The organism is Streptomyces sp. NPDC050704, from assembly GCF_040654355.1.
Lineage (GTDB): Bacteria > Actinomycetota > Actinomycetes > Streptomycetales > Streptomycetaceae > Streptomyces.
Genome location: NZ_JBFAHW010000053.1, coordinates 59,478 through 71,069 on the forward strand (window position 1 = coordinate 59,478; position 11,592 = coordinate 71,069).

Sequence of the window (11,592 nt, forward strand, 5' to 3'; positions counted from 1 at the left end):
GGGGTGGCTCCTTGTCACGGGTGCTGGACGGTGAGCTTGACGGACTTGGTCGCGGTACCCGCGGTGTTCGTGGCCGAGACGGTGATCGTGTAGGCGCCGGGGACCCGCGGGGTTCCGGAGATCTGGCCCGTCTTCTTGTCGACCTCCAGGCCTGCCGGCAGCCCGTCGGCGTCGAACGACGTCGGCAGCGCGGTCGCGGTGACGAGGTGGTTGAAGATCTGGCGGGCGGTGGCCGTGGCCTCACCGGCGCTGGTGATCTCGGGGGCCGCCGTCGAGGCCGCGGTGGCGGCGTCCAGGAAGCGGAGGTCCTTCACGTGCTCGTTGACGAACATCGGCACCTGGTCCTGGGTCAGGAACCAGCGCGGCTTCTCCTTCATGTTGTCGGAGATGACCAGGCCGTTGACCGCCAGGTTCTGGAAGGTGAGGTTCTTGATGGGGCGGTCCGCGTCGTAGCCGACCACGACGGCCATGTTGGCGTGCGTGCCGTCGTACTTCAGGTTCCGGACGTACACGTCCTCGATACCCCGGCCGGGCGAGGTGTTGTACCGGTTGGCCATGACCCGCATGTTGATCAGCTGGCCCCAGGTGAAGTCCTCGACCCGGACGTCCTGGATACGGATGTTGCGGATGAGGTTGCTGTCACCGGGGTTGATGGCGAAACAGCCCTGGTAGAGGACCTGCGGCTCGCGGTGCTGGAGGATGTCGATGTTGCTGAAGGTGACGTTCTCGATGGTCTCCGGCTTCTCCGGGTTGCCGTGGGTGCCCATGTTCACCGGGTGCGCGACATCGGCCCACAGGGTGGAGTCGCGGACGGTGATGTTGCGGCAGTCGCCGTAGTACTCCCAGCGATGGGCGTAGATGGCGATGCAGTCGTCGCTGTTCCGCATGAAGACGCCCTCGATGAGGACGTCCTCGCTGCTGAACACGTCGATGCCGTCGCCCCACTGGCCGTTGCTGTAGGAGTGCAGGTTGCGGACGGTGACCTGCTTGGACTGCCCGATCGTGCAGGAGTAGCCGGTCTTCGGGTTGAGGACGAGGATGCCGTCGATCTCGATGTTCTTGGAGAACGCGACCAGGGTGGCCGCGTCCGAGTCCCAGATGATGCCCCGGCCGAGCAGCCTGGCGTTCTCCACCTTGTTGAACTCCACCCGGGCCTTCAGCACCGCGCCGCCGGCCAGGTACACCGTCTTGCCGCTGGGCACCATCACCACGTTGTTCGGAACGGTGTGGATGCCGGGGCCGAAGTAGATGACGTCGGGGTCGTCCTCCGCCGGCCGCCGCGCCTCGATCGGGTTGGCGTGCAGTTGCAGGTTGTCGTAGAGGTTGCCGTCGATCTCGATGGAGAGGTTGCGCGGCTCGGTCAGGCTGAAGGTGATGGTGTCGCCACTCACCTCGTGCTCGATGTCGTACGACAGCGGGCGTATCCGCGCGTCCCCGATGGTGCCCTTGGACGAGGTGACCTCCACCTCCACCGTGCCGCTGAAGTCGAGACTGGCGACCGAGGAGTTCCTGATAATGCCGGCGCCGGTCTTCTCGTTGATGGTCTTCGTGCCGGCGCGCAGGACGGGCACCGCCTTCCATTCACCGCCGGGCTTACGGGCCTTGACCTTGAAGCTGGCGTTGAGCGGCAGGCCGGTCGGAGTGGGGTACACCACCAGCCGGTCGGCGGCCTCCGGTCTGTCCGCCGCGCTCGCCGTGCCGGTGGCCGCGCCGATCAGGGAGTACGCGGCGGCCGTGGCACCCGCGGCCTGGATGAGGGTGCGCCGGGACAGTCCGGTGCTCTGGTCGTCATTCATGGAGAAGTTCCTTCGCAAAAGGGGAGGGGCGAGACGGGGGGTGAACTGGGAGGGTGCGACGGCTACTTGAGGCCGGTGGTGGACATACCGGCGACGAACCCTCGCTGGGCGACGAGGAAGATCAGCAGGATGGGGACGACGTACATGACGGAGCCGGCGGCCAGCAGGTTGTTGACGGGCATACCGCCCTCCGTGACGTAGGAGGTCATGATGGCCACGGAGAGCGTGGTGCGGTCGCTGGACAGGAGCAGCATGGGGGCGATGAAGTCGCCCCAGGTCCAGGTGAAGGCGATCACGAAGCTCGCGGACAGGACCGGCCAGGACTGCGGCAGGAAGATCCGCCAGAAGATCGTGGCGTAGCCGCAGCCGTCGATGATCGCGGCCTCCTCCAGCTCCCGCGGCATCCCGGCGAAGAACTGCCGGAACAGGAAGACCAGATACGGAGCGGCCGCCAGCCCCCACAGCACCCAGGGCCAGTACGTGTCGACCATGCCGAGCTTCGCGAAGATGAGGTACGTCGGGAAGAGCGTGATCATCTGCGGCAGCATCATCGAGCCGAGCAGCACACCGAACAGGACCTTCTTGCCGGGGGCGTTGAGGCGGGCGAAGCCGAAGCCGACCCAGGCGGAGCTCAGGGTGACCAGGGTGGCGTAGATGAAGGCGATGATGAGCGAGTTGCGGGCGTAGCCCAGGAACTCGATGTCGGTGAAGGCGTCCGCGAAGTTGTGCCACTGGACCTGGTCGGGCAGCCAGTGCACCGGGGAGGCCGCCAGTTCGGGCGTGGTCTTCAGACCCGTGATGATCAGCCAGCCGAAGGGCCCGAGCATCAGGCCGGTGATCACGACGAGGACGGTGTAGAGGACGAGACGGGACGCGCGCACCCGCACCCGGCCCGTGGAGTCGGCGCTCCGGGCCGCGGAGTCTGCGCTCTTGGAGGGCACGGTCGTGGCGGTCACTTCTTCGCCTCCGGGTCGACGTTGTAGAACACCACACCCGACGTGAACTTGAAGATCAGTCCGGTCGCGATGAGGATCAGGACGAAGAGGACCCACAGGAGCGCGGAGGCGTAGCCGTAGCGGCCGAGCGCGAAGTACTCCGCGAACACGTGCATCATGTACATGTAGTTGGACTGCGGGATCGCGGTGACGCCCTTGGGGCTGGCGTCCGCGGCGAGCAGCATCGGCATGATGGTCTGGACCGAGGCGATCATCCCGGTCACGGTCTGGAAGAGCAGCACCGGCGAGAGCAGCGGCACGGTGATGCTGCGGAAGGTCCGCCAGGCGCTCGCGCCGTCGATCCGGGCCGCTTCATGGAGTTCGCGGGGTACGTCCTGGAGCCCGGCCAGCGAGATGATCATGACGTTTCCGGCGCCCCACAGCACGGCCATCAGGATCACGTAGCGGGCGTAGGGATCGTCGAGCCAGGCGATGGCGTCGATGCCGACGAAGTTCAGGATGCCGTTGGTGGCACCGGAGTCCCGGTTGAAGAGCTGCTTGAAGATGAGGCCGGCGCCGACCGGCGGGACGACGGCCGGCAGATAGAGCAGGGTGCGCCACAGCCCGCGCGCCTTGAGCGGACGGTTGACCAGGACCGCGAGCCCGAGCCCCGCGATGATCGACAGCGGTACCGAGGTGAGGGCGAACAGGCCGGTGCGCCCCAGGGAGTCCCAGGTCACCGAATCGGAAAGCAGCTCGCGGTAGTTGCCGAACCCGACGTAGCTCCAGTTGGGGGAGATGCCGTCGAAGGTGGTGAAGCTCAGCCACAGCGCGTACAGCATCGGGCCGACGGTCAGCAGCAGGAACCCGATGATCCAGGGCGAGGTGAACAGATAGAACGCCCGGTGCCGGCGGGCGGTCATGGAGGTCCGGGGCCGGTCGCCGGAGCGCGGGGCGCCGGTGCGCGCGGCGGACCGGGGCCGCTCCGCGACGGAGGGGATCTCGCTGACGGTCATCCCACCTGCTCCTTACCGCGCTTCATCTGCTCGTTGACGGACGAGTTGAGGCGTCCGGCGAGGGTGTCGACGGAGATCTGGCCGTTCATCGCGGCCGGGATCACCTGGTTGATGAGCGCTTCGAGCGCGTCCCACTTGGCGTAGGGGGTGAAGGGGGTCACCGAGAAGTGCTCCAGCTCGGCCTTCTGCACCCTGAGGACACGCTTCTGGTAGTCCTCCTTGTCCGGCATCAGCGGGTGGAGCGACTTCAGGCTCGGTATCCCCCAGCCGCCCTCCGCGCGTGCCTTGGCCGGCCCCTCGCCGAAGAACCACTCGAAGACCCGCCAGGCGGCGTCCTTGTTCCGTGCCTTCGTCGGCATCCACATGCCCGTGCCGCCCTGGCAGGAGCTGAGTCGCGGGCCGCCCTCGAAGACCGGGGCGGGGGCGAGGCGGGACACCTTCGCCACCTTCGGATCGGCGTTGATCATGCCGCCCAGCCAGTAGCCGTTGCCGGACATGGCCATCCGGCTCGCGACGTACGTGGGGCCGTCCCAGGTGTCGGGGTTGGGCTGGATGAGGCTCGGGCCGACCTTGGCCTTGGCGTAGTCCACGTACCAGGTCAGGGCCTTGCGGGCCTCGGGGGTGGTGAAGTCGACGCGGCTGAAGTCCTCGGAGAAGAGGCTGCCCCCGGCGGCGGCCGTCAGACTCGTGAAGAGGATGCCGAGGCCCAGGCCGTTGTAACTGCCGCCGTAGACGGTGGTCTGGCCCTTCTTTCGCTGGACCATGCGCTTGGCGTTCTCCAGCCACTCCTCGTACGTGATCGGCTCGGTCTCGGACGGGTAGTCGACGCCCGCCGCGTCGAAACGGGCGGTGTTGTACCAGAACATCGCGTCCTGGGAGAAGTCCTTCGCCATGCCGTAGCGGGGGCCCTTGCCCTGGGTGGTGCCGTCGTACCGCCACAGGTCGTTGGCCGGGTCCAGGTCGTCGGTCCTGAGGATCGTGGACTTGGCGAAGTACGGGTCCAGATTCTCGGCCACGCCCCGGGCGGCGATGTACGGCGTGTCCAGGGCGCCGATGCCGCGGACCAGATCCGGTGGGTTGCCGCTGGTGAGCATCGCGATCAGTCGGGTGATGTCGTCCTGCACCACGGTGATCCTGATGCCGAGTTCCTTCTGGGCCTGCTGGATCAGCTCCGCGGAGACGTCGTCGAGCTTGACCATCATCGTGATGCTCTCGCCGCCGCCGGTCGCGGCGCCGGCCACCTTCAGGGCGCAGCCGCTCAGCGCTGCCGCTCCGGCCGCGGCGCCACCCGCCGACAGAGCGAGAAACCGGCGGCGGCCCAACGGAGGGCTGGGGTGGGAGCCCATCAACGGCTCACCTCCTGCTTCGGATTGTGGGGAGACGGAAGGGGACGGAAGGGGACGGAAAGTTCGACTCGCATGGCAACCGGTTGTCATTGGTGGCTGCGCAGAGCTTCTTCCTGTCCGGAAACCGCGTCAAGAGTCCTGACGAACTTTCGAAAAGACCGGGCAGCCTCGAAGGCACGAACCAGCAGCCCGGAAGGTCACCCCGGAGCCTGCGACGGACGAACCATGAGCAGGCCCTGACGTCGCTTCTGGCTCAAACACCTTGGTATTGCACGGGATTGGCCAGTCAGCAGGACGCTCCGCCGACTCACCGGGCCGAACGATCGCCGGCGCGCCGATTTCGCGGCGGCTGATCGTCACGGACCGCGGGAGACGAGACAGCCATATCGACGGCCGGCCCAGAAACCGGTTGCGAGCGCGCAACACAATTGGGCAAAGGTCTCGCGCCAAATCTGCCGGTGGTCAGTACCGCTGGGCCTTGGACAGCCTCGGGGTCAGCACCGGCTCGGCGGGCTTTCGGCTGATGGCGAGCGGCTGCGCCTTCTCGCCGGGTCCGAGGTCCTCGGCGCCGACATACCGTGTCTCCACCGTCTTGCCGGCGGAGTCGAGGAAGTCGACGCGTACGGCGTACGAGGCCTTGGTGTCGGTCCTGTTGGTGATGGTGACGACGACGGCGAGCAGGCCGCCGGTCTGTGCCCTGGGTTTGCCCGTCATGGCCACGTCGGACATCGCGTTGCCCTGGCCCTTCACGTCCTTGAGGGCGTTCTCGGCGGCCTTGCCGGCCCGGGCCGTTTCCGCCGACACCGAGGCCTCGAAGGAGGACGCCGCGGCCGAGGCGGACGCCGCCGCCGCGGATCGCGAGGCGTGGGCCGACGCGACGGCAGACTCGGCCGCGGACGCCACGGAGGAGGGTGGTGCACCCGAGAAGGAGGCGGTGTCGGGAGCCGTCGGCCGCTCGCTGAACGGAGAGCTGGAGCCGCCGCCGTCGCTGTCGGTGCCGCACGACACCAGCGTGGCCGTGCCGGCCGCTGCCACGACCACGGCCAGTGCGACGGCGGCCGGACGGGACCGGCCCGTGCGCCATGTCCGGCGGGGCGACGTTGCGCTCATCGGGTGCTGTCCTCTCACGGATCGACGAAATAAACCATATGCCGGAAATTTCGGCAGGGCATGTCGTCGGTCCGTGTCCCTTCGGGCACGTGGGACGCAACTCGGTGGTCAGCGGCGCCGTACCGTCGCCGCTGACCACCGAACGCCTATTCACCCAGTTCCCGTATCTCGAACCAGTCGAAGTCGGCCGAGGTCCGGGTGCCGCCCAGGTCCTGTACGCAGACCCCGACGAACGCACCGGTGAACCGCAGCCGGTCCCCGTAGTCGTCGGAGAGCTTGCTCGCGTCCAGGGCCGGGCCCACGGGACGCCAGTCCGCCCCGTCCGGCGACGCGGAGAACCGGAGTTCCGCACCGTCGAATTGGGCCCGCAGGTACACCAACGGCCAGTCGCCCGTGGTGAGTTCACTGTCGGGCAGTTCCCCGTAGGCGCCGTTGTCGGTGAGGACCACGCCCAGCACCCGTCCCCTGCCCTCGACATGGGTCAGGCGCAGGTAGTAGTGCGTGGAGGTGTCGTACCAGCAGATGAGGCCCGCGAGTTGACTGAAGTGGGAGGGCCGGAAGTCGACGACCGTCGTCACCTCGGACCGCACCGAGGTGAGCCGCCGGGCGACCAGGCTCTGGTCGAACCGCGAGTGCGGGCTCTGCCTCCCGCGCAGCCGCAGATGTCCCGGACGTTCACCGAGGGTCAGCCAGTCGGCACTGGCGGACGAGCGAAGGGTACTCCAACTCCCGTCCAGTGACGGCGAGTTGAAGTCGTCCCGAACTGCCGGTGCGACGGCCGGTCCCGGCTCCACCCCCGTGGGTGCCGGGACCTCCAGGCTCGGCCGCCGCCCTCCGTCGGCCAGCCGCAGCCAGCCGTCGTCCGTCCAGGCCACGCGTTGCAGGCAGGTCTCCCTGCCCAGGACGCAGCGCGGCCCGTCGGGCGTCTGTACGGGTCGGGAGGCCAGGTGGGCGAGGTACCACTCCCCCTCCGGCGTCTCGACCAGTTCACCGTGGCCCGCCTTCTGCAGGGGCCAGTCGGGAACATCACGGGTCGTCAGCAGCGAGCCGTGCGGGTCCAGTTCGTACGGTCCGGTCAGCTCGCGCGAGCGGGCCATCAGGATGCCGTGGTTCCAGCCGGTGCCGCCCTCGGCGAGCATCAGGTAGTACCAGCCGCCGTGCCGGTAGACGTTGGGCCCCTCGATCAGCTCCTCGTTCGTGAGGACCGTACGCGGCTGCCCGATCAGGGCCCGTTTGCCGGCGTCGTACTCCTGGAGCACGATCCCGGCGAAGGAGGGCTTCCCTTCGCGCGGGTCCCACTGGATGTTGAGCAGCCAGCTGCGGCCGTCCTCGTCGTGGAAGAAGGACGGGTCGAAGCCCGAGGAGTTCAGGAACACCGGTTCCGACCACGGGCCGTCGATCGACGGAGCCGTGACCAGGTAGTTGTCGAGGTCCTTGTACGGGTGTCCGATGGTCCGCACGATGGTGTACACCAGCCAGAACTGCCCCTCGTGGTACGACAGCGAGGGCGCCCACACGCCCGCCGAGTCGGCGACTCCGCGCAGGTCGAGGAGGTCGGGGCGGTCCAGGATGTGGCCGGCCGGTTCCCAGTTGGCGAGATCGGTCGAGCGGTGCACGGGTACGCCCGGGAACCATTCGAAGGTGGAGGTGGCGAGGAAGTACTCCGCTCCGACGCGCAGGATGCTCGGGTCCGGGTGGAATCCGGGCAGCACGGGGTTGCGGATGTGGCCCGCGGTCATGCAGGTCCTTTCACAGGGGGTCGATGGGGCCGTGGGGCGGGTCAGCCCGTGACGGTCATGAGGGTCTGCCCTTGACGGTCACGAGGGTCAGCCCTTGACGGCGCCCTGCATCACACCGGCGACGATCTGCCGGGACAGCAGAAGGAAGACGACGAGCAGCGGCAGTACGCCGATGGCGGCGCCGGACAGGATGAGCGTGTAGTCGAGGGCGTAACCGCTGGCCAGCGAGGACAGCGCGGTCTGCACCGTCGGTGTCACGGACGGGTCGAGGACGATCAGCGGCCACATGAAGTCGTTCCAGCTGGCCATGAAGGTGAACATGGCCAGCACGGCGGCCTGCGGGCGGATCGCGGGCAGTGCCACATGCCAGAAGATGCCGAGCGTGGAGCAGCCGTCGACGCGGGCGGCCTCGACGAGTTCGTACGGCACGGACTCGTCGCAGGCCTGTCGCATCCAGAAGACGGCGAAGGCGTTGACGAGCGCCGGCACGATGACGGCCTGGAGCGTGGCGATCCAGCCCAGGTCCCCCATCAGCATGTACAGCGGGATCATGCCTAGTTGGGTCGGCAGCATGGCGGTGATCACGACCGCCACGAACAGCAGGTTGCGGCCGCGGAACGGCAGTTTGGCGAAGGCGAATCCGGCGAGCGAGGCGAGCAGTACGCAGCAGAAGGTGACCGTCGTCGAGATGATCATCGAGTTGCGCAGTGCCAGCCAGAAGTCGACGGTGTCGTAGACCCGCTGGATGTTGTGGAACAGGTTGCCGCCCGGCGTGAGGCTGAGCAGCGAGTCGCCGATCGCGGAGTTGTCGCGGGTGGGCAGCACGAAGGAGTAGTAGAGGGGGAAGAGGGAGGCGGCCAGGGCGCCGACCAGGGCCGCGTAGACGAGGTAGCCGGGTCGTCGGCCCGTCTCGTCGGCGCTCGGGCGTCGTTGGCGGGATTTCCGGGAGGGGCCGGCTTTCCGGGACGGGCCGGATTCGGGTGCGGTGCGCAGGGCGAGGGCCATGACGGCATCAGTCCTTCGAGGCGATGCGCCGCGACAGCGCGTAGTTGACGCCGGAGACGATGGCGATGAGCAGGAACATCACCCAGGCGAGCGTGGCGGCGTACCCCGCGTTGAACTCGCGGAAGCCCTTCTCGTAGAGGTACATCATCAGCGTCTGGAACTGCCGGTCGCTGCCGCCCGTGCCCTCCGTGCCCTGGACGTCGAAGAGTTGGGGTTCGGCGAAGGTCTGCATGCCGATGATGGTCGACATGACGACGCTGAAGATGATGGTGGGGCGGATCGAGGGCACGGTGATCGACCAGAAGACGCGCCGCTGCGAGGCTCCGTCGATCATCGCGGCCTCGTGGAGTTCGCGGGGGACGCCCTGCATCGCGGCGAGGAAGATCAGCCCGAAGTAGCCGGCCCAGCGCCAGATGATGATCGTCGAGACGGCGATGATGGCGGACCAGCGGTTCGCCTGCCAGTTGATCCGGTCGATGCCGACGAAACCGAGCAGGTCGTTGAAGATGCCGGTCTGGAAGCCGAAGAGCTGGGCGAAGACGAGGCTGACGGCGACCACCGACACGATGTGCGGGAGCACGATGCCGGCCCGCCAGACCGCGCTGCCGCCGAGCTTCCGGTTGAGGAGGGCGGCGAGCCACAGGGCCACCAGCAGTTCGCCGCCGGTGCCGAGCACCAGCAGGAGGCCGGTGTTGAGCAGGGCGTTCCAGAAGTACTCGTCGGCGAAGAGGTCCCGGTAGTTGCTCAGGCCCGCCCAGCCCTGGTCGCCTTCGATGATCGCCCAGTCGTGGAACGACATCCAGCCGGTGTAGAGCAGCGGCCAGAGCGCGAAGACTCCGAAGATCACGAAGAACGGCAGGATGAACAGGTACGGGGTGTAGCGCAGGTCGAAGCGGGTGAGGCGGGAGCGCCAGGCCCGGCGGCGGTGGTGCCGCCCCGGGTCGGAGGCGATGGGAGCCTCCGGCCCGGGGCGGGTCTCGGTGACCGTCATCGGGTCATTCCCCCGCGACCTTCTTGGCGTCGTCGATCGCCTGGTCCCAGGCGTCCGCGGGCTTCTGCTTGCCCTGTTCGACGCGGAGCAGCGCGTTCATGAAGGAGGACGCGACGTCGCTGTCCTTGGTGCCGCGGTAGATGGGCTCCATCCCGTCGACGGCTTCGGCGAAGATCTTGCCGGTGGGGGCGTCGGAGAAGTACGGGTCCTTCTTCGCCTGCACCTCGGGGTCGTTGTAGACCGCGGGGTGACTGGAGAGGTAGCCCTTGGCGAGGAAGAGCTTCTTCTGGACCTCGGAGGAGGTCAGCCAGCGGGCGAGCTCGACGGCTTCCTTGGGGTGCTTGGACTGCTTGGGCACCAGGAGGTAGGAGCCGCCCCAGTTGCCGCCCTGCGGGGCCGCGGCCACGGACCACTTGCCGGCGTTGTCCGGTCCTGAGGCCTCCTTGGTGCGGTCGAGCTTCCAGGCGGGACAGACAGCGGTTGCCGCCTTGCCGGTCTTCAGTGCGTTCGCCATTTCCGGGCTGAAGGGCGGATATCCGCCGCTGACCTTCTCCTCGGACATGTTCGCGGCGGTGAGGAAGTTCTGTTCGAGCGAGGTGTTCTCGTCCGCGATGAACGAGTCGTCGGACTCGGCGAAGAAGGTCTCCTTGTGCTGGTTGCCCATGCCGACCCAGACGTCGCCGGTATTGGCAGTGAAGGAGGCGTCCTTCACCTTGGCCCGGAACTTCTCGCCGGTCTCGGTGAACTTGTCCCAGGTGGGCCAGAGCGCGCCGACCTTCGCGGGGTCGGTGGGCAGGCCGGCCTTCTTGAACAGGTCGGTGCGGTAGCAGATGCCGAGGCCGCCGAGGTCGGTGCGCATCCCCAGGACGTACTTGCCGTTCTCGACCGTGCCGTAGTCGTACGCCCACTTCACCCAGGGGTCGTCGGTGTTGTTGACGCCGTGGTCGGCGAGGTTGAGAAAGCGCTGGTGGCTGGGCTTGAACTTGCCGATGGTGTCGTCGCCGAGACCCACCACGTCGCTCGCTCCGCGGTTGGCGGCGAGCTGGGTGACGAGCTTCTTCGGCAGGTCCTCGATGAGGACCTCCTTGATCTTTACGCCCGGGTGGCTCTTCTCGTACTCCTTGTAGAGGTCCCGGTAGCCGTAGTCGACCTGGGTCGTGACGGTCAGCGTGACGCTGCCGTCCGCGCTGCCCGAGGAGCCTCCGCCGCAGGCCGACACCGTGAGGGCGAGGACCGCGGCGCCGGCCGCCACCCGAATCCCCTGGCTGGCGTGGTATTTCATGCCCTCACCCCTTCTGTTTCCGCATCCCGCATGTCGTCCGACGCGTTCGGTATTTCGATAGTTTTCGGCACGGAGAAACTGGGGAATCCCTGCTCCCGCACGCCTTGTTGAGGCGCGCTTAATGTAGGAACCGGTTGCTACGGGGTCAATGTTTCCGTCACGTGAGCAGCGCTATTCGAAACTTTCGCTGGGGATCGGGTGCATTCCCGGAGGCCGCCAGGACGTCAACCGGCGCCACCGTCAACGGAGTTGCGGCGCCGCATGTTGATCGCCCCCGCCCTCTCGCCGAGCTGGCCGCGCAGGTCGACCGGCGTGTCCGCTGGTACTACACGCCGGTCGCCCGGCAGCGCGGCGGTCAGTCCTGGATCGAGC

Annotated in this window: 9 protein-coding genes and 1 pseudogene; 1 reads left to right on the plus strand and 9 read right to left on the minus strand. The window is 67.7% G+C overall.

Annotated features, from left to right (window positions below):
• Positions 1-14: 14 nt before the first annotated feature.
• The 9 genes from AB0I18_RS28620 to AB0I18_RS28660 form a co-directional block, all read right to left on the minus strand.
• Complete coding sequence (locus AB0I18_RS28620; protein WP_363108470.1) at positions 15-1,796, minus strand: glycosyl hydrolase family 28 protein; 1,782 nt, start codon at positions 1,794-1,796, stop codon at positions 15-17.
• Positions 1,797-1,858: 62 nt separating this feature from the next.
• A complete protein-coding gene (locus tag AB0I18_RS28625) occupies positions 1,859-2,752 on the minus strand; it encodes a carbohydrate ABC transporter permease (protein WP_363108471.1) in 894 nt (297 codons plus the stop codon).
• Entirely contained in the window at positions 2,749-3,747 is a 999-nt protein-coding gene (locus AB0I18_RS28630) for a sugar ABC transporter permease (RefSeq protein ID WP_363108472.1), read from the minus strand. The genes AB0I18_RS28625 and AB0I18_RS28630 overlap by 4 nt, the downstream gene beginning before the upstream one ends.
• Entirely contained in the window at positions 3,744-5,093 is a 1,350-nt protein-coding gene (locus AB0I18_RS28635) for an extracellular solute-binding protein (protein ID WP_363108473.1), read from the minus strand. Before AB0I18_RS28635 ends, AB0I18_RS28630 begins: the two co-directional genes overlap by 4 nt.
• Positions 5,094-5,555: 462 nt before the next feature.
• Positions 5,556-6,203, minus strand: a complete 648-nt coding sequence (locus AB0I18_RS28640) for an FxLYD domain-containing protein (RefSeq protein WP_363108474.1) — start codon at positions 6,201-6,203, stop codon at positions 5,556-5,558.
• Between the two features lie 146 nt (positions 6,204-6,349).
• On the minus strand, positions 6,350-7,942 hold the full coding sequence (locus tag AB0I18_RS28645) for a glycoside hydrolase family 43 protein (protein ID WP_363108475.1): 1,593 nt from the start codon (positions 7,940-7,942) through the stop codon (positions 6,350-6,352).
• An 87-nt stretch (positions 7,943-8,029) separates the two neighbouring features.
• The gene (locus tag AB0I18_RS28650; RefSeq protein ID WP_363108476.1) at positions 8,030-8,947 is read right to left on the minus strand and encodes a carbohydrate ABC transporter permease; all 918 of its coding nucleotides are present in this window, start codon (positions 8,945-8,947) and stop codon (positions 8,030-8,032) included.
• Positions 8,948-8,954: 7 nt separating this feature from the next.
• Positions 8,955-9,938 (minus strand): sugar ABC transporter permease, encoded by a 984-nt coding sequence (locus tag AB0I18_RS28655; protein WP_363108477.1) that lies wholly within the window; start codon positions 9,936-9,938, stop codon positions 8,955-8,957.
• 4 nt (positions 9,939-9,942) lie between these two features.
• Complete coding sequence (locus AB0I18_RS28660) at positions 9,943-11,220, minus strand: extracellular solute-binding protein (protein WP_363108478.1); 1,278 nt, start codon at positions 11,218-11,220, stop codon at positions 9,943-9,945.
• Between the two features lie 281 nt (positions 11,221-11,501).
• Between AB0I18_RS28660 and AB0I18_RS28665 the strand changes: the two are divergent.
• Positions 11,502-11,592, plus strand: a pseudogene (locus AB0I18_RS28665) (GntR family transcriptional regulator); the annotation flags it as partial.

Bases quoted from the DNA above. Each gene is read 5' to 3' on its own strand.
- AB0I18_RS28620 (WP_363108470.1), bottom strand. From the start codon at position 1,796: ATGAATGACGACCAGAGCACCGGACTGTCCCGGCGCACCCTCATCCAG.
- AB0I18_RS28630 (WP_363108472.1), bottom strand. From the start codon at position 3,747: ATGACCGTCAGCGAGATCCCCTCCGTCGCGGAGCGGCCCCGGTCCGCC.
- AB0I18_RS28635 (WP_363108473.1), bottom strand. From the start codon at position 5,093: ATGGGCTCCCACCCCAGCCCTCCGTTGGGCCGCCGCCGGTTTCTCGCT.
- AB0I18_RS28640 (WP_363108474.1), bottom strand. From the start codon at position 6,203: ATGAGCGCAACGTCGCCCCGCCGGACATGGCGCACGGGCCGGTCCCGT.
- AB0I18_RS28645 (WP_363108475.1), bottom strand. From the start codon at position 7,942: ATGACCGCGGGCCACATCCGCAACCCCGTGCTGCCCGGATTCCACCCG.
- AB0I18_RS28650 (WP_363108476.1), bottom strand. From the start codon at position 8,947: ATGGCCCTCGCCCTGCGCACCGCACCCGAATCCGGCCCGTCCCGGAAA.
- AB0I18_RS28655 (WP_363108477.1), bottom strand. From the start codon at position 9,938: ATGACGGTCACCGAGACCCGCCCCGGGCCGGAGGCTCCCATCGCCTCC.
- AB0I18_RS28660 (WP_363108478.1), bottom strand. From the start codon at position 11,220: ATGAAATACCACGCCAGCCAGGGGATTCGGGTGGCGGCCGGCGCCGCG.